This is a genomic window from Enterococcus sp. DIV0213h, assembly GCF_051711285.1.
In the GTDB taxonomy this organism is placed as follows: Bacteria; Bacillota; Bacilli; order Lactobacillales; family Enterococcaceae; genus Enterococcus_D; species Enterococcus_D casseliflavus.
Genome location: NZ_JBIOMH010000001.1, coordinates 3,117,826 through 3,134,755 on the forward strand (window position 1 = coordinate 3,117,826; position 16,930 = coordinate 3,134,755).

Below are 16,930 nucleotides of genomic sequence, written 5' to 3' on the forward strand. Positions count from 1 at the left end.
TTAGCGAAAAAAATAATGCATCAGCCAGAAACTTCCGGTCGTTTTGACGGAAGTTTTTTGTGTGCAGAAACAGATACCTTCTACCAACGCTCTCGCAAGTTTCAACCTTTTACGGATTATTGGGATGGCGCAACTCAAAAAAAACTCCCCATCTTGAGATGAGGAGTTTCGCACATTCATTCCTTGGTTTGCCGCTAGCGATTATTATGCTTGGCGGTTGTCTAATGAAGCTCCAACAAAGGCTTTGATCAAGCGTTGTGGGCGAGTTGGACGAGAAATCAATTCTGGGTGGAATTGGCAACCCACGAAGAATTTGTTTTCTGGGATCTCAACGATCTCCACCAAACGATTGTCTGGTGACACACCTGAGAAAACCATCCCGTTTGCTTCAAAGATTTCACGGTATTTGTTGTTGAATTCATAACGATGACGGTGACGTTCTTGAACAACTTCTTCTCCGTCATAAGCTGCAGCTGTTTTGGTGCCTTTCTTCACTTTACATGGGTACAAGCCTAAGCGCAATGTCCCACCTAAGTTTTCGATGTTTTCTTGGTCAGCCATCAAATCAATGATGTTGTTGGCTGTTTCAGGATCGGTTTCTGCGGAATTGGCATTTTCCAAGCCAACGACATTGCGGGCATATTCCACACAAGCCATTTGCATCCCTAGACAAATCCCTAAGAATGGTACATCGTTTTCCCGAGCATATCGGATCGCTTCGATTTTTCCTTCAATCCCGCGATCACCGAATCCACCAGGAACAAGAATACCGTCTACTTCACCTAAGTAAGAATCCACGTTTTCTCGTGTGATTTCTTGGGCTTTGATCCAATCGATCTCGATGTCTGCATCAAAGGCAAAACCAGAATGTTTCAAGGCTTCGACAACTGATAGATAAGCATCTGGCAATTCCACGTATTTTCCGACTAATGCGATACGTACTTTTTTCTTCAAATTCAGTACCTTTTCTTCCAATGCTTGCCATTCAGTCATGTCAGCAGCTGGTGCAGTCAGTTTCAAATGATCACACACGATTTGATCCATGCCTTGTGCTTGCAGTGCCAATGGGATCGAATAAAGGGTCTCAACGTCACGAGATTCGATCACGGCTTCTGGTGCCACGTCACAGAATTGGGCCAATTTGTTTTTCGTTGATTGTCCTACGGGTTGTTCTGTACGAACGACCAAGATATTTGGTTGAATCCCCAAGCCGCGCAGTTCCTTCACACTGTGTTGAGTCGGTTTGGTTTTCATTTCGCCCGCTGCTTTCAAATAAGGAATCAGCGTGGTGTGGATGTACATCACATTGTCTGAACCTACGTCTGCTTTCATTTGACGCAAAGCTTCTAGAAATGGCAATGATTCAATATCCCCTACTGTACCGCCGACTTCTGTAATGATCACATCTGAATCAGTCATTTTGGCTGCCCGCATGATTTTTTCTTTGATCTCGTTGGTGATATGCGGGATCACTTGAACAGTCGCGCCTAAGTATTCTCCTTTACGCTCTTTCCGCAAAACTTCTGAATAGATTTTTCCAGTTGTTACATTTGAGTATTTGTTCAAATTGATATCGATAAAGCGTTCATAGTGACCTAAGTCTAAGTCGGTCTCTGCTCCATCATCGGTTACGAATACTTCACCATGTTGGTATGGGCTCATCGTTCCTGGATCGACGTTGATGTACGGATCGAATTTTTGAATCGTTACTTTCAAGCCGCGATTTTTCAACAGACGTCCTAATGATGCTGCTACGATCCCTTTACCAATAGAAGAAACCACACCGCCGGTTACAAAAATATATTTTGTCATAAACTGAAAAACTCCTTTAATCTATTTTACAGGAAAAGCATTTAGAAAATAATAAAAGCTCCCTATCCATAAATGAATAGGGAGCGAAAATTCTAAATCACTTTCTGACTCTTGTAAAGAGTGCCCAAACAGAATGATACATTCTCACCTAGCAAATGTCAAGAAAACTTTATTTGATTTTTTCAGAAAAAAACAAAGTTTCCAGACAAAGCGCTTTACTTATCGATACAGCTGGTTCCTTCTTTTTCACGACTAAGTTCTATGGTTATTCTTTCTTAAACAACCTTCATGTTTTCTGCACAACTTTTTGCAAATTTTTCATTGCTTCTTACGAAATCGGTGAACTCTCTTTGGCATAATACAAAGTGTAGATGAAGTCTGGCGCTTTACTCGTTTTGGTAAAAATGATCGGAACGTATTTCTGGTTATTTTTGGCAAAGACGAGGTGCAGGTTCGATTCCTGCCTTCTACGCTAGTGATGCGGTTGAAAGGGAGCTCTGAGGATCAATCGCAGCAATCCTTAGACTATTGTTTCACCAATGAAACAAAATCAACGTTCGTCCAAGCATTTTCTGAAGCCTTGCTGTAAACCCCGATTTCACAAGCACCTGTTGTAATTGGAATGTCTTTGATTGTAATTTTTGTCCATTCACTTGTTTTAACAACCGCAGTATTTAGTTCCGCTCCACCATAATTTTTGATATATAACTGATTGGTATCAAACTCTCCCCCAGACATTACATAAGCACTCAATGTGTAAGTTCCATCGCTGATGCCACTAACATTTTGATAAGCTGATGCCTCGTAAGCTTGGTCCTGCCAAAAAGTTAATTTGTAGTCTCCAAAAAAAGTCCCTGCTTCCGTTTTGATCGTACCTTCAGCTGTTCCTTGTTGAAACCACGTTTGCCAATCGGAAGGACTAGTCGTTGGTCCATCGCTCTCGAAACTTGCATTTTTAACCAGATTTGTTTGCGTCCCTGCTTGTTTAAACGCACGCAAGCTTGGCAAGGCGTTTCCAGCAAAATCAAACATCGCCTGGTTGTCCCATTCGTTTCCCATAGTGGATTGAACACCGAGATAATTCATACCTGCTTGTGTTGCCCAACTCACGTTTCCGTTGTACCAAAGAGGTTCCCAGTAAAAGAAGCCCGCCCCGCGATCATTCGGCACCGCTTGAATACGATCGGCTAGATCCAGCAAATACTCTGCTTGTCCTGACGGTGTTGGTTCATATCCCCCCGCCGCTGCTTCGGCTTCGCCAAAGGCATTTGGCATAGTATCTGCATTCGCTGTTGTATGCCCATAAGCTGTTTCAACTACGATCACTTCTTTGCCATACCGTTGACTGATCGTATTCATATTGGTTTGAAGTTCATTCATTGAACCGTGCCAATACGGATAATACGATACTCCAATTAAATCAAATGACACACCCCGACTGGTGATTTCATCAAACCACCAAGTAAATGCTCCTGTATCGCCACCATCAGCTAAGTGGAGCATTACTGGAGTTGTTTTAGGTTGAGTGTCTCGAACAGCTTGGACACCAGACTTCAAAAAAGTAGCCAATCGATCAAACTCTCCCCCGTCTTCTCCCCAAGACTTGCCATAAGGCCAGAGCATGCCACTATTCAGTTCATTGCCGATCTGAACCATATCAGGATAAACGTCTAGCTGCTTCATTTCCGACAGAACGTTCTTTGTATAGTCATACAATGCCGTATTCATTTCTTCAAAGGTCAGATCTTGCCACGCTTTAGGAACATTCTGTTTCCCAGGATCAACCCAAAAATCACTGTAATGAAAATCTAGCAACACGTTGAGTCCAAGACTTTTTGCTCGTTTTGCAAGGGCAATCGTCGTTTCCAGATCATTTGTCCCTGCCCCATAACTTTCTCCGTTACTATTATAAGGATCCTGCCACAAACGCAGTCGAACATAGTTGACACCATTATTTTTTAGAATCTCTAAGGCATCTTTTGAAATACCATCTTCATAATATTTTGCACCAGATTTTTCCATATCTGACAAGATCGAAATATCTGCTCCGCGAATAAACTCGCTGGCAGATGCTTCAACTGTTTTTGAAACAGCCCCCAAAGTCCCTATCACAGCTGCAAATAAAGCGACTTTACGTAACCAAGCTCCCTTTTTCATTCATTTGCTCCTCCTTTATTGAAATTGGTTCAGAATAAATTGAACGGCTTTTTCAGGATCTCTCGTTAATCCGATATATTCTGCTCCTTTTGTCGCAACCAGCTTGATTCCTAAGCGATCGGTATCTTCTTTGATATCATCATAATAAGAATTGACTTGCGGTGCTAAGACCACCATATCAAAATCCTGCAGCATTTCGTAATGAGAACCATAAGCACCCGCCATTGCACTGATCGGTGCTTTCGATTCAGATGCGCCTTCTTTTAAAGCATTAGCTAACATCGCACTTGTCCCTGCTCCAGCACAAAGCACCAACACATTGATTTCTTTATTTGTATCGCTGATAATTTGGCTCGCTGCCACAGGTACTTCCTCACGTATAGCAGCAGAAGCACCTTCTTCGGTTGCGATCACTTCCGCTTTTTGTGCTTCTTGCTCTACTAAAACAGCATCGTATGCTTTACAAAATGGTAGATAGATCAGGAAGTCAACGACGATTAGAACCGCTGCTAAAACAAAGGCTAACACCCCCATGCCCGTTCCTAGAACCAGACCGATCGGTGCCGGAGTTGCCCAAGGTAAAACGTACATAAAACTGTTCATGCCTAGCACATCGACAAAAAACTTAAACAAGCAAACGTTTACAACTGGTGTTAACAAAAACGGAATGAAAAAATAAGGATTCAAAATCATGGGTGCTGCAAACAACAATGGTTCATTGACAGCAAAACTTACTGGAATAAAGGAAGCTTTCCCGACTGCCTTCAATTGTTTAGACTTAGCAAAGAGTAAGAAGATAAAAGGAACGACCAATGTGGCCCCAGTTCCTCCCATAGTTCCTACAAAATTTCCTAAACCGACTGTCAGTACTTTTGAAGCTTGCTCACCGGAATTGAACAATTGCAGATTGGTTTCCACATTGGCATAGATAATTGCTGCAATTGCTGGTTCCACGATCGACGGTCCATGAACACCGACAAACCAAAATAGCGCCATCGCTCCCCAGATGATAGCGATTCCTAAATAACCGTCGGCTGCTGTGAATAATGGCTGCAGCACAGTAATGATTGCTTCTGCAAATGAGATTTGGAAAATTTGCCGAATACCTAAATCAATTAAAACGGCCGCAAATACTGAAAAAGAGAAAGGAAAAATATCTCGGAAGGTTTGCGAAATCGTACCAGGAACTTCTTTAGGCATCTTAATGGTAATATCTTTCAGCACACAAAACTTATATAAATTAACTGTTAAAAATGCAGCGACAAAGGACGCCAATAGCCCCTTTGTCCCCATGTATTCCGTTGAAAATCCGCCTTCGATCGGAGAGACGCTTAACAACAGGAAACTTACCACAGAAGCCAGCATCACAGAAGTCGTGTTGATCACTTTGTTTTTCGGTAAGCGGCGATTCATCGAATCAGCCAAGCAGCGAGCAGTGGTTGCTGAAACAAGTAACCCTACAACCCCCATCGAATAATTATAGACTTTCCACAACCAAGTGGAGACAGCTTCAGGCCATTGGTAACCAAAAATCTCAGGAACCGCAGCAATCAAAATGAATATGCTTGAGAATAAAATAGCCGGCATCGCTGTTAAAAATCCGTCACGAACGGCTCCCAGATAACTATTGCGTGAGATTTTTTCAAAAAACGGTTTCCCTTTTTCGATTTGTTTAATGATTCCATCCATAGCGTTCTTCTCCTATCCTTGATTCTGCTTGTACAGTGCAATAAAGTCTTGAATCAGATCCCTCAGCAACAAAGTGGTCATTAAATGGTCCTGTCCATGGATAAAAATGAATCCCATCTCCATCTCTTTTCCCGATGCTTCTTCCGCTAAAATTTTCGTTTGCGAATTGTGTGCAAGGGTTAAATTTTCGTCGGCTTCTTTCAGTGCTGAATCAACATGCTCAAAGTTCCCTTGTCTTACTTCTTTCAATAATTTTAATAATGTACTGCGAGCGTCCCCTGAATAAGCAACGATCTCAAAACCAAGCATTTGTAATTCCTCTTTATTCATCTTTTCTTCCTCCATTATTACTTATTAAATAATCGTTTTGGTTTCACTAACTAATTTGTACCAGTATGCTGACTCTTTCGGGTAACGCTTCTGGGTTTCAAAATCAACATAAAACAAGCCATACCTTTTGTTATACCCATTTGTCCATGAGAAAAGATCCATAAGCGACCACAAAAAATATCCCTTCACATTTACCCCAGCTGTTATCGCCTTGCTTAAGGATTCCAAATAGACTCTCAAATAGTCGATTCTCGGCTGATCCATAATGATGCCATCTTCAAACTGGTCTTTATACCCCATGCCGTTTTCAGTGATATAGATTTTGTTGTAATGCGGGTAATCGCTTTTAATTCGCAACAACAAGTCATAAAGACCTTCTGGATAAATCAGCCAGTCCCAATCTGTTCGAGGAATTCCTTCTTTATAAATGCGTTCTCCGATCCCCTTCACTTTATAAACAGAGGTCCCTTTTTCACCCGTGCCATTATGATGGATCGCGTTTTCTCCATCGTAAGCTTTGACAAAATGGCATTGGTAGTGATTGATCCCTAAATAGTCATTACGCGTGGAGGCATTTTTCAATTCAACGAAATCTTCTTCAGGAAAATGATAGCTGGCCTGATTTGCTTCACATATCTCATCAAGAGCCGTCAAGGTTTCAGTTGAATAATAGCCTAAATAAGTAGCATCTAATAAGAAGCGGATCGACAATGCATCGTCTAAAAAGGCTGCATGCTTATCTTCTGGAGCATCTGTTGCCGCATATTTCGTCTCCAATGAGTGAACGACACCGATTTCGCCTGGAAGTTCGTTTTCTTTGAAATAGTTCACAACACGTGCATGGGCAACCATCATATTATGAAGACAGGCGATGATTTTTGTAAAATCATATTTGATTCCTGGTGGGAAAACGCCTAACAAATATTGATTGGTCGCAACAGGATAGATTTCATTAAAGGTACTCCACACTTTCACTTCTTTGAATTCATGAAAACAAAAAATGGCATAGGAAACGAATGCTTCTATTGTTTCTCGATTCAAAAAATCTCCCTGATCAAACAAACGTTTAGGGGTATCAAAATGATGCAATGTCACAAACGGCGTTACGTTTCTTTTCGCACATTCTTCGAACACACGATGATAAAAAGCGATTCCTTCTGGGTTCGGTTCCCCATCACCATCAGGAAAAATTCGACTCCATGCAATGGATAATCTTAGCCCATTCACACCAAATCGTTCACACAATTCAATATCCTTTGCATATTGATGATAAAAATCACTTGCCGGATCGGGACTAAATCTACCCTGTTCCTCTAAAAAATCATCCCAAGCAACAGCGCCTTTGCCGCCTTCCTTAGTGGCTCCTTCAACCTGATAGGCTGCTGTGGCTCCACCAAAAATAAAATCTTCTGGTAATTTAAGCATGTACATCTCTCCTCAAATCTATAATCAGTTTCCGCACTTTCTAACTGATTGAATTGTAATCGCATCCAAAACATTTGTCAACAAAAACAAACATAAATAATCACAAAAATCGAAAAAAAATGATAAAACCCATTGAAACAAACATATATCACGCAAACAATTGTTTGTTTTTGTTTGAAACAGATTGACTGTTATCCGATTATATGGTAGATTATCCTTAAATTAGAGGTGAAGACGATGCTGAAAAAAGAAAGATTGTTTACTATCGTAGAAATGGTCAATAAAAAAGGAATCCTTACCGTTAATGAAATCATCAATCAATTAGATGTTTCTGATATGACCGTTCGCAGAGATTTAGATGAATTAGAAAAATCGGGCAAGCTGCTACGTGTCCATGGAGGGGCGCAAAGTCTTTCCTACACTTTAGATCAAGAACTTTCTCACACCGAAAAAGCCACTTTGCAGATTCAAGAAAAAAAAGAAATTGCTGCCGCAGCAGCCTCCTTGATTCAAGAAGGTGAAACGATTTTCTTAGGGCCTGGTACAACAATCGAACTTTTGGCGACTCATTTACTCAACAAGAAAATCCGGATCATTACTAATAATTACCCAGTTTTTGATATTCTTGCGCAAGCAGATGGACCAGAAATTTTGCTAATTGGTGGTGATTTCCGTAAAAATACCGGTGCATTTGTTGGACCGATCACTAACGACAATTTAAGAAGATTAAAGTTTACGAAAGCATTTATCAGTTCAAACGGGGTACACAACGAAGCCATTTCTACTTATAGTACAGAAGAAGGAGAAGCACAACAGATCGCATTAAATAATTCCCGTAAGAAATATCTGCTCGTTGATAACAAAAAGTTCAACCGAGATGATTTTTATGTATTTTATAATTTGCATGACTTCGACCTACTCATTACGGATCGTCAAATATCACCTGAGCTGCAAGAGCACTATGCACAATATGTCGATCTGCAAATTGCTGATCCAACCGAAAATACCACTATAGGAGCGTAACTATGAAAGGGATTATTTTTGATTTCAACGGAACTATGTTTTTGGACTCTCATCTACATGAAGCTGCTTGGCTGCACATGATTCATGATCATACAAAAGATGGTTTATCAGATGAGGATATTTTAAAAAATATCCATGGTCGAACGAATACGGAGATTTTAAAACATTTCATTTCAGAATATTTGACCGTCTCTGAGATCGCCGTATTGTCAGATGAAAAAGAAAGCTATTATCGTATGCTTTGCTTACAAAATAAGAACGATCTCCAATTGACAAAGGGGCTTGAAGCGACTCTTGATCAGCTGACTGACCAGCAGATTCCATTAACGATCGCCACAGCTACTGTTAAAGAGAATGTTGCTTTTTATTTTGATACTTTCGATTTAGCTCGCTGGTTTGATTGGGATAAGATCGTCTATGACGATGGCTCTTTTCCTGGAAAACCGCAACCGGATATTTTTCTTAAAGCGGCTGGCAAATTGGGCTTAGCTCCTGCTGATTGTCTTGTTATCGAAGATGCTTATTCAGGTTTGCTTGCTGCCAAGCGTGCTGGGATCGGAACAATTATCGCAATTGATCCATTCGGTAAGAATAAATCAGTATTTGAACAGGCACAGCTAAATAAAGATGGAACCATCAAAGATTTTACTGATTTTTGGACAGAGCACCTGTCAAAAGTTTTCGTTAAATCATAATATTCCATACAAAAAGCGGCTCAACCAAGAAATCTTGATTGAGCCGCTTTGTTATTATTTGTTTCCATTTTTCTAATTCCGACGGTTGTTATTACCGAATAAAATAATCAAACGTAAGAGCTGCAATAAGGTTGCTACGGCAGCTGCGACATACGTCAACGCTGCGGCAAAGAGCACTCTTCTTGCTTGTGGTACTTCATCTTCTGTTAACAAGCCACCATCTGCCAAAATACGGATCGCCCGTTTTGAGGCATCGAACTCGACTGGCAAGGTCACTAATTGGAAAATAAACGCCAATGAGAAAGCCAACAAGCCTAAGTTGATCAGAAACGATCCTCGTAACAGGACCCCAATCAAAATCAATGGGATCGAGATGCTGGTTCCGATATTAGCGATCGGTACGATCGCATGACGCAAACGCAAAGGAAAATAACCTTTGGCATCTTGAACTGCGTGTCCACACTCATGGGCCGCAACACCGATTGCTGCTACCGAAGTTGATTGTGCAGTGGATTGCGATAAACTCAGCATTTTGTTGCCAGAATTGTAATTATCCGTCAAATCACCAGCGATCGCTTGCACACCCACATTATTGATTCCTTGGCTTTGCAAGATGTACTGCGCCGCTTTTGTGCCGGTAATATTATTTTTACTTCTGACTTTGTCATATTTGTTAAAGGTACTTTTGACGTACGCTGACGCTGCTAGCGAAATCACCATACCGATAATTACAAGAATGAAAGTCGGGTCATAAAAAAAGCCGAACCCGTATCCGCCCATACCATACACGATAAAATTCCCCCTTTTAATCTTTGACCTTATTTTACCATTAAAGTGGTGAAAAAATTATGAAGATGACTGGAAGATTTTGTTTTTAACCTTTTTTTACAAATTCTGATTTTAGTTTCATTGCGCCGAAGCCATCGATCTTGCAATCAATGTTGTGGTCGCCTTCGACTAATTTGATGTTTTTCACTTTCGTTCCTTGTTTGATGGCGCCAGATGCGCCTTTGACTTTCAAGTCTTTGATGACCGTTACTGTATCACCATCGACTAAAATATTGCCGTTGGCATCTTTATATACGGGTGCTTCTTCCGCCGCTTGTTGCTCTTGCCATTCGTTTCCGCATTCAGGACAAACAAACAGCCCGCGGTCTTCATAAGCGTATTCAGATTGGCAATTTGGACAGTTAGGAATTTGAGTCATAGTGTTGCTCCTTTAAAATATAATTTTCGCTGTAAAAAAACAACTCACCATCAGCATACCGAAAAACCATTAGCGGTGCAACCAAAAATCAGTGACCTGTAAGTAAAAAAAATCGCTTCTGTAGAGTAATAACAGAAGCGATAACTCAAGTGTATTCGCAAAGGAACTACAAAGCGTTGGTTTTTATTTTGAGAAATGATTCGCACAAGCATCGCCGACCCACTGGATGATTTGTACCAGAAGAATCAGCAGGAGAATCACCACAATCAAAATCGCCGTTTCATAGCGATAATAACCATACTGAATTGCTAAATCGCCAATGCCGCCTGCGCCAATTGTTCCCACCATCGCTGAGTAGCCTAAAAGACTGATCAAAGTTAGCACAAATCCGCGAATCAAAGCTGGCAGACTTTCTGGTAAAATCACTTCGCGAACGATCTGTCTCGTCGATGCTCCAGAAGCGACGCTGGCTTCAAGGACGCCATAGTCGATTTCGGCAAATGCGGATTCAGCGATTCGGGCGTAAAAAGGAATCGCGGCAATCGATAAAGCAATCGCACCACCCGCTGGGGTATAAGGATCACCGATCAGCATCGCTGATAACGGAATCAGCGTAATCAATAAGATCAAAAATGGCAGCGAACGGATTGCATTGACGACAAAATCGGCCAGATGATGCAAGAAAATATTTTTATGAAAAAGGTTACTGCCGACTAAAAACAGGACTAATCCAATCAATAAGCCGAAAACTACTCCTATAATTGCTGAGGTCCCCACCATAAAGAATGTTTCCCATAGTGCTTGAGGCAGGTTTGTTTTTAAAATCTCAATCGTTTCAGCCATTTTTCTCACCTATCTTTCTTAGAGAAAAGACGTTCGCAGCTAAGTGTTCTCGGGCTTTTGCTGCTTCTTCGTCGGGTCCCGTCAAATAGATATACAAAATACCGATCACATCTTTTTTGATATACTCAATTTTCCCATGGATGATATTGATCGACACATCGTAGGCTTTCGCTACAGTCGAAATCAGCGGTTCTAACGTATACTCACCTTGGTAGCGCAATTCCAGCAAGTCGCCTTGCGTGAAAGATGCTAGAATCTCTTCAGGAAGCGTCAGATCCAAGTAGCGGCCTACCAGTTTTTTCGTAATAGGCTGTTTAGGCTGACTGAACAAGCCATAGGTCGTTTGTTCTTCAACGATGCGCCCCTTTTCCATCACTGCCACCCGATCAAAAAACTTACGGGCAACATCCAATTCATGAGTGATAAAGACGATGGTGATGCCTGTCTGTTCCTTGATTCGGATCAACAATTTCAAAATTTCTTCGGTCGTTTCAACATCTAACGCACTGGTAGCTTCGTCACACAACAAAATCTCAGGTTCGTTGGCAATCGCTCGTGCAATGCCGATCCGTTGCTTTTCTCCCCCAGACAAATTATTCGGATACTCGTGAATTTTGTGAGGCAGATCCACCATTTCCAACAGTTCCTTGATCCTCGCTTCTTGCTGATCTTTCGGATAATCACCAGCGCGCAAAGCAAAGGCTAAATTTTCCTTGATGGTTCGATTATGGATCAGATTGAAATGCTGAAAGATCATCCCGATTTTTTGTCGTACTTCACGCAAGTGTTTGCCTTTGGCTTGCGTGATGTCTTGACCATCAATCAGAATTTGACCGCTAGAGGGCACCTGCAGTAGATTCAACGTACGAACCAAGGTACTTTTCCCAGCCCCGCTCAATCCGACGATCCCGTATACTTCTCCAGCTTGAACGGAAAAATCAACGGAATCCACTGCTTTTTTGATTTGTTTTTTATGAGTGAATGTCACTGATACTTGTTTTACTTCTATTTTTGCCATAAGATATGCCCTTCTTACTCAGCCCAAAATTTCGGTTGATCAAAGTTGCTGAACGGTGATTCGGCAATCGCTTCTTTAAATGCGTCACTTTCTAATACTTCCGTAACTGCCTTAGCAAAATCACTGTCTTCTTCTTCGGTGGACACCACAAAGACATTTTTATATTCTTCTTTCAACGACTCCAACGCCAAAGCATCTGCAGGATCAAGAGAAGCCGCCCAAGCGAAGTTTCCTGGTACTAAAGCTAAATCGACTGTATCTAACGAACGAGCCAATTGGGCTGCGTCTAATTCTTTAAATGTCAGATTCTTCGGATTTTCTTCGATATCATTCACCGTTGCCTTCGTTTCGTCGATATTGTCTGCGATGGTGATCAACTCATTGGCAGCTAACAGTTGCAAGGTCCGAGCTAAATTTGAGGCATCATTGGCAATCGAAACAGTCGCCCCGTCTGCTAACTCATCCAAGCTGGACAGTTGCTTCGAATAGATGCCCATTCCCAATGTTGGCACTTTTTGTAATGCCGTAAGAGATAACTGGTTATCTGCCGAAAATTTTTCTAGATAGGCCGTATGCTGAAACAAATTGGCATCGATTTGGCCATTCGCCAAGGCATTGTTCGGCTGAATATAATCATTAAACACTTTGGTCGTTAGTTGATACCCTTTTTCTTCCAGTAATGGAGAGATCACCTCTGTCACCATATCCCCATATGGTCCAGGTGCCACTCCAACGACTTTTTCTTCCACTGCATCTACACTGTTTTCACCAGACTGTGTATCCTCTGTGCTGCTAGTATTGCCACAAGCTGCCAATGTAATTAAGACAGCAGCAGCAACTAACCCAACGATTCCCTTTTTCAACTGTTTCATTTTTTAGTTCCCCCTTTTTATAATAAAAAAACGTCCTTTCTCCATCATAGAGAAAGGACGAAACAACCATGTTCGTGGTACCACCTTTAATTCATTGGCACAAGCTGCCAACCTTATCAGTTTATCAACTGCTTTGCTGTAACGGGCAATCCCGCTGCACGCTTGCTTTTGCTCACGTCCAAACGCTCCAAGGCCATCTTCAGTCAAACGGCTGTGCTCTTTCTCACCAATCCGAGCTCTCTGATCCAATCGAAACTGACTTACTCTTCTTATCATCGCGTGTTTTTAAGTTGTGTTTAACTATACGATAGCCTCAAATGAATGTCAATTCTTTTTTTCACGAAAACACCATCTTTTTACAATGATTTTCACAGCGTTTACACAGTCAAATTCTCATCTAAAATCAAGCCTTCAGATACCATAACCGCATCGCCGATCAATTCTAATGCGCCCTGATCAACATCAACTTCTACCGTTAACTCGCCACCTAACACGTGCAGCAAGACATTCGCTGCCGCTTGCTGGTGACGTTTGGTCACGACATACGCAGTGGCACCAGAACCTGTGCCGCACGCATAGGTAAAACCTTCCACCCCTCGTTCATACGTTCGAACGATCAGATCACCCTTGTCATCTTCTTCATAGAAATTGACATTCGCCCCTTTGGGGAAAACTTCCCAATAGCGTATCTCTTTGGCAAGTTCAGCCAGCTGTTCCAACTCAGTTTCTGCCAGACCAGGATAGTGAACCACCGCATGAGGGATTCCTGGATCACCCAATTCCACATAGTCCACGAAAGAAACCATTGGATTCGGGTACGCTTGATCAAATGTAGTCACGGTCGGTGGATTCAAGGTTACTTTGTAGTGTTTTGCCGACAAGCGCCATGCGGGGACATCGCCAGCAACTGTTTCGATGGTCATCTGCTCGCCAGCAATTCCCTTCTCAAAGGCATAACGGGCAATACAGCGAGCGCCGTTGCCGCACATTTCTGCTTCGGTCCCATCAGCATTGTAAAACCGCATCCGAAAATCAGCGGTTCCTGTGGGAAAATCCACTGCCATGACTGCATCCGCGCCAACAGAAAATTTCCGATGGCAAACCTGAGCAGCAAATTGCGACAGTTGTTCATGGGAGAATTTCAATGTGCGGTTATCGATTACGATAAAATCATTTCCTGCACCTTGCATTTTTGTATAAGGAATCGTCATGTTGTCACCTGCTTTTCAAAATTTTACTTGCTGGAAGCTCCCTCTTTTAGAAACGAAGGAACCACTTCATTTTGCAGCATTTGCTCGTAGGACTGGCGTTTAACGGCTAATTCCGCTTGGCCGTTTTCCACAAAGACGACTGCGGGAATCTGTAAATTATTGTAGCTGCTGGCCATCGAATAGCCATAAGCTCCTGTTGCGAACGTAGCAAACAGATCCCCAGTTTCAACGGGCGGTAATGCAAGGTCTTTTACTAAGATGTCCGTGCTCTCACAAGCTTTACCAGAAATAGTGATTTTCTGTGTCGCTGCTTCGGAAGCGCGGTTGGCTAAGATCCCAGTGTAAGTTGCCTGATAAAGACCAGGACGAATATTGTCTGTCATGCCACCGTCAATGCTGGCGTATGTTCTGATTCCCGGCAATGTCTTGATACTGCCGATGGTGTGCAAACTGATACCTGCTTCTGCGACGATACTGCGCCCAGGTTCAATAACGATGGTCGGGCGTTCGCTCTGGTGCTGCGCATAAAAGGCGTCGATTTTTTCCATCACAGGATCTAAAAAGTAGCTGTAGGGTTGGCGAATATCTGCATCTGTGTATCGAACGCCAAAGCCGCCGCCAACATTTAGTTCTTTGATCCAATAATCAAAGCGTTCATGAATGGTTTGGACAAGGGCCAAAGCCGCATCAACTGCCGCTAGATGTGAGCGATTGTCCGACAATTGACTGCCGACATGAAAATGCAGGCCATAGAAATCCAATTCAGGTGCTTGAATCACTTCTTCCACTAACGGAAATAAGATTTCTTCATCTAAAGGAATCCCGAATTTCGAATCTTTTTGTCCGGTCGAGATAAATTGATGAGTACTGACCGAAACCTCGGGTGTGATGCGCAACAAAATTTTAGCAACGACTTGCTTTTCTTGACATAACGCGCGGATCAAGCCGACTTCTTGAATGCCATCAACGATGATCCGTCCTACGCCATAATCAAGGGCAGCTGCTAATTCTTCAATCGATTTATTATTCCCGTTAAACTCGATGTGTTCTGCTGGAAAATCAGCTTGGATTGCTGTATACAGCTCTCCACCGCTAACCACGTCTAATGAGAGTCCTTCTGACTTGATCACTTGCAGCATTGCTGTGGTGCAGAAAGCTTTAGCGGCATAGGCTGCCCGTGTCTTGCTGTAGCGCGTCAAAAACTGCGCCTGAATCTTTTGGCATTCTTCGCGAATCTCCGAAACGGAATACACGTAAAGGGGGGTTCCGAAGGTTTTTGCCAGCTCAACGGTATCACAACCGTCAATGTATAAGTGATTGTTCTTGATTTCTTTTGCCATCGCTTTACTCCTTGTCTGTTGGCTCGTTCAACGCCTCGATCAAACGAACGTAGCATTCGATGCCTTGCAATAGATTTTTTTCGTCAAAATTCATTTTGCTGCTGTGTAAAGGGTGGACATAGCCTTTTTCTTCATTTCGGGTACCCACAAAGAAAAAGACGCCTGGGATCTCCTTTTGGTACATCGAAAAATCCTCTGCCAACATATATGGCGGTGTTTCTCGGTAGCTCTCCCCGACCACTTTTTCCAACACTTCCACCATCTCAGGATCATTGTCCACGACACGATAAAGATGTTCGAATTCGACATCCGCCGTGCAATCATATCCTTTGGCGATTTCTTGTGCGACGGTGGTGATTCTGCGCGTCATCGTTTCATAGACTTCATCTTCAAACGCCCGCATCGTTCCTTTTAAAACGACCTTACCGGGAATGATATTTTCCGCATCTCCCCCACGGATCTTCCCAAAAGTGATGACCCCAGCAGAAAGCGGGCTGATATTGCGTGAAATGATCGAATGCAATCCTTGAATAATCGCAGCCGCGGCTAAAATGGCATCATGTCCTTGATGAGGCTGGGCACCATGGGCACTCGTGCCGTTGATCGTTAGATTGATCTCGCCGTTACGGGCCATCATCGGACCTTTCCGGCTCGCAATGACTCCTTCGGGAAAGTCTGGGAAGACATGCAGCCCCACGATTTTTTCCACGCCAAAATCTCGTAAGATGCCTTCATCGATCATCAATTGAGCGCCACCGGGGCTTTCCTCGGCTGGTTGGAAAATCAAAACGATCGTTCCACGAATCACTTCAGGATGTGTTGCTAAATATTTAGCAAACCCTAGCATCGTTGCCATATGGCCGTCATGACCGCAGGCATGCATTTTCCCTTCATGTTTGGAAACAAAGGAAACACCTGTCTCTTCTTTGATCGGCAGTGCATCGATATCCGTTCGAAAGGCCAGCGTCTTTCCTGGACGATCGCTGCGAAAGACAGCAATCAAGCCGGTTTCAATCACTGGATAGATTTCTTTGATTCCAAAGGATTGCAACTGACGCAGCAAGTATTCCTTTGTTTTGAACTCAGTTAACCCTAATTCAGGGATTGTATGTAATTCACGACGAAAACGAACCACGTCTTCGGTTAATTCTTTGACTGCTTGCGATACTTGCATGTTAAAACACCTTTCTATTCATTCCTTTTAAAAATATCCATAAAAACCAACGAATATTCAGTTTTTCATTGATATTGTTTAATATTATAGTATATAATTCGAATAATCTATAGTATAAATTGTCGAAATGTTTC

The 16,930-nt window shown here is 42.4% G+C and carries 15 protein-coding genes and 1 other annotated feature; of the genes, 2 read left to right on the top strand and 13 right to left on the bottom strand.

All coding sequences use genetic code 11. The features are described 5' to 3' along the window. Nucleotides 1–204 precede the first annotated feature (204 nt). The 5 genes from IGI77_RS14595 to lacG all read right to left on the bottom strand — a co-directional run bounded on the left by IGI77_RS14595 (nt 205) and on the right by lacG (nt 7,413). Nucleotides 205–1,812, bottom strand: coding sequence for a CTP synthase (locus IGI77_RS14595; RefSeq protein ID WP_005228290.1), 1,608 nt, complete (start codon nt 1,810–1,812; stop codon nt 205–207). 525 nt (nt 1,813–2,337) lie between these two features. Then, complete coding sequence (locus IGI77_RS14600) at nt 2,338–3,969, bottom strand: glycoside hydrolase family 53 protein (RefSeq protein WP_438770270.1); 1,632 nt, start codon at nt 3,967–3,969, stop codon at nt 2,338–2,340. Nucleotides 3,970–3,984: 15 nt separating this feature from the next. After that, nucleotides 3,985–5,658 carry a PTS lactose transporter subunit IIBC gene (locus IGI77_RS14605; RefSeq protein ID WP_016608434.1) on the bottom strand — a complete coding sequence of 558 codons (1,674 nt, stop codon included), beginning with the start codon at nt 5,656–5,658 and terminating at the stop codon, nt 3,985–3,987. A gap of 12 nt (nt 5,659–5,670) precedes the next feature. Then, the gene (locus IGI77_RS14610) at nt 5,671–5,988 is read right to left on the bottom strand and encodes a PTS lactose/cellobiose transporter subunit IIA (protein WP_010749967.1); all 318 of its coding nucleotides are present in this window, start codon (nt 5,986–5,988) and stop codon (nt 5,671–5,673) included. Nucleotides 5,989–6,012: 24 nt separating this feature from the next. Beyond that, on the bottom strand, nt 6,013–7,413 hold the full coding sequence (lacG, locus tag IGI77_RS14615) for a 6-phospho-beta-galactosidase (protein WP_438770271.1): 1,401 nt from the start codon (nt 7,411–7,413) through the stop codon (nt 6,013–6,015). A 237-nt stretch (nt 7,414–7,650) separates the two neighbouring features. Here lacG and IGI77_RS14620 point away from each other — a divergent pair, with 237 nt between their 5' ends. Together IGI77_RS14620 and IGI77_RS14625 are read left to right on the top strand one after the other, a co-directional pair. Further along, nucleotides 7,651–8,436: a DeoR/GlpR family DNA-binding transcription regulator gene (locus tag IGI77_RS14620; RefSeq protein WP_015510319.1), complete on the top strand. Its 786-nt coding sequence runs from the start codon at nt 7,651–7,653 to the stop codon at nt 8,434–8,436. A 2-nt stretch (nt 8,437–8,438) separates the two neighbouring features. Beyond that, the gene (locus IGI77_RS14625; protein ID WP_159160706.1) at nt 8,439–9,131 is read left to right on the top strand and encodes an HAD family hydrolase; all 693 of its coding nucleotides are present in this window, start codon (nt 8,439–8,441) and stop codon (nt 9,129–9,131) included. A gap of 72 nt (nt 9,132–9,203) precedes the next feature. Here the strand turns inward: IGI77_RS14625 and IGI77_RS14630 are convergent, their stop codons facing one another. The 8 genes from IGI77_RS14630 to IGI77_RS14665 all read right to left on the bottom strand — a co-directional run bounded on the left by IGI77_RS14630 (nt 9,204) and on the right by IGI77_RS14665 (nt 16,796). After that, a complete protein-coding gene (locus IGI77_RS14630) occupies nt 9,204–9,911 on the bottom strand; it encodes a zinc metallopeptidase (protein WP_005228270.1) in 708 nt (235 codons plus the stop codon). A gap of 94 nt (nt 9,912–10,005) precedes the next feature. Next, a complete protein-coding gene (locus IGI77_RS14635) occupies nt 10,006–10,338 on the bottom strand; it encodes a zinc ribbon domain-containing protein YjdM (RefSeq protein ID WP_005228268.1) in 333 nt (110 codons plus the stop codon). A gap of 183 nt (nt 10,339–10,521) precedes the next feature. Then, nucleotides 10,522–11,181, bottom strand: coding sequence for a methionine ABC transporter permease (locus tag IGI77_RS14640; protein WP_016609383.1), 660 nt, complete (start codon nt 11,179–11,181; stop codon nt 10,522–10,524). Continuing rightward, on the bottom strand, nt 11,174–12,199 hold the full coding sequence (locus IGI77_RS14645) for a methionine ABC transporter ATP-binding protein (protein ID WP_060791469.1): 1,026 nt from the start codon (nt 12,197–12,199) through the stop codon (nt 11,174–11,176). The genes IGI77_RS14640 and IGI77_RS14645 overlap by 8 nt, the downstream gene beginning before the upstream one ends. Before the next feature lie 14 nt (nt 12,200–12,213). Beyond that, a complete protein-coding gene (locus IGI77_RS14650) occupies nt 12,214–13,071 on the bottom strand; it encodes a MetQ/NlpA family ABC transporter substrate-binding protein (RefSeq protein ID WP_016609385.1) in 858 nt (285 codons plus the stop codon). Between the two features lie 50 nt (nt 13,072–13,121). Next, nucleotides 13,122–13,356 (bottom strand) — a binding site (T-box leader). A 92-nt stretch (nt 13,357–13,448) separates the two neighbouring features. Continuing rightward, on the bottom strand, nt 13,449–14,282 hold the full coding sequence (dapF, locus tag IGI77_RS14655) for a diaminopimelate epimerase (protein WP_005228261.1): 834 nt from the start codon (nt 14,280–14,282) through the stop codon (nt 13,449–13,451). Between the two features lie 23 nt (nt 14,283–14,305). Further along, nucleotides 14,306–15,622, bottom strand: coding sequence for a diaminopimelate decarboxylase (gene lysA, locus IGI77_RS14660; protein WP_010749977.1), 1,317 nt, complete (start codon nt 15,620–15,622; stop codon nt 14,306–14,308). 4 nt (nt 15,623–15,626) lie between these two features. Further along, a complete protein-coding gene (locus IGI77_RS14665) occupies nt 15,627–16,796 on the bottom strand; it encodes a M20 metallopeptidase family protein (RefSeq protein WP_438770272.1) in 1,170 nt (389 codons plus the stop codon). Nucleotides 16,797–16,930: the final 134 nt, after the last annotated feature.

Bases quoted from the DNA above. Each gene is read 5' to 3' on its own strand.
- IGI77_RS14620 (WP_015510319.1), top strand. From the start codon at position 7,651: ATGCTGAAAAAAGAAAGATTGTTTACTATCGTAGAAATGGTCAATAAA.
- lysA (WP_010749977.1), bottom strand. From the start codon at position 15,622: ATGGCAAAAGAAATCAAGAACAATCACTTATACATTGACGGTTGTGAT.
- IGI77_RS14650 (WP_016609385.1), bottom strand. From the start codon at position 13,071: ATGAAACAGTTGAAAAAGGGAATCGTTGGGTTAGTTGCTGCTGCTGTC.
- IGI77_RS14635 (WP_005228268.1), bottom strand. From the start codon at position 10,338: ATGACTCAAATTCCTAACTGTCCAAATTGCCAATCTGAATACGCTTAT.
- IGI77_RS14605 (WP_016608434.1), bottom strand. From the start codon at position 5,658: ATGGATGGAATCATTAAACAAATCGAAAAAGGGAAACCGTTTTTTGAA.
- IGI77_RS14625 (WP_159160706.1), top strand. From the start codon at position 8,439: ATGAAAGGGATTATTTTTGATTTCAACGGAACTATGTTTTTGGACTCT.
- IGI77_RS14610 (WP_010749967.1), bottom strand. From the start codon at position 5,988: ATGAATAAAGAGGAATTACAAATGCTTGGTTTTGAGATCGTTGCTTAT.
- lacG (WP_438770271.1), bottom strand. From the start codon at position 7,413: ATGCTTAAATTACCAGAAGATTTTATTTTTGGTGGAGCCACAGCAGCC.
- IGI77_RS14645 (WP_060791469.1), bottom strand. From the start codon at position 12,199: ATGGCAAAAATAGAAGTAAAACAAGTATCAGTGACATTCACTCATAAA.
- dapF (WP_005228261.1), bottom strand. From the start codon at position 14,282: ATGACGATTCCTTATACAAAAATGCAAGGTGCAGGAAATGATTTTATC.
- IGI77_RS14640 (WP_016609383.1), bottom strand. From the start codon at position 11,181: ATGGCTGAAACGATTGAGATTTTAAAAACAAACCTGCCTCAAGCACTA.
- IGI77_RS14630 (WP_005228270.1), bottom strand. From the start codon at position 9,911: ATGGGCGGATACGGGTTCGGCTTTTTTTATGACCCGACTTTCATTCTT.
- IGI77_RS14665 (WP_438770272.1), bottom strand. From the start codon at position 16,796: ATGCAAGTATCGCAAGCAGTCAAAGAATTAACCGAAGACGTGGTTCGT.
- IGI77_RS14600 (WP_438770270.1), bottom strand. From the start codon at position 3,969: ATGAAAAAGGGAGCTTGGTTACGTAAAGTCGCTTTATTTGCAGCTGTG.
- IGI77_RS14595 (WP_005228290.1), bottom strand. From the start codon at position 1,812: ATGACAAAATATATTTTTGTAACCGGCGGTGTGGTTTCTTCTATTGGT.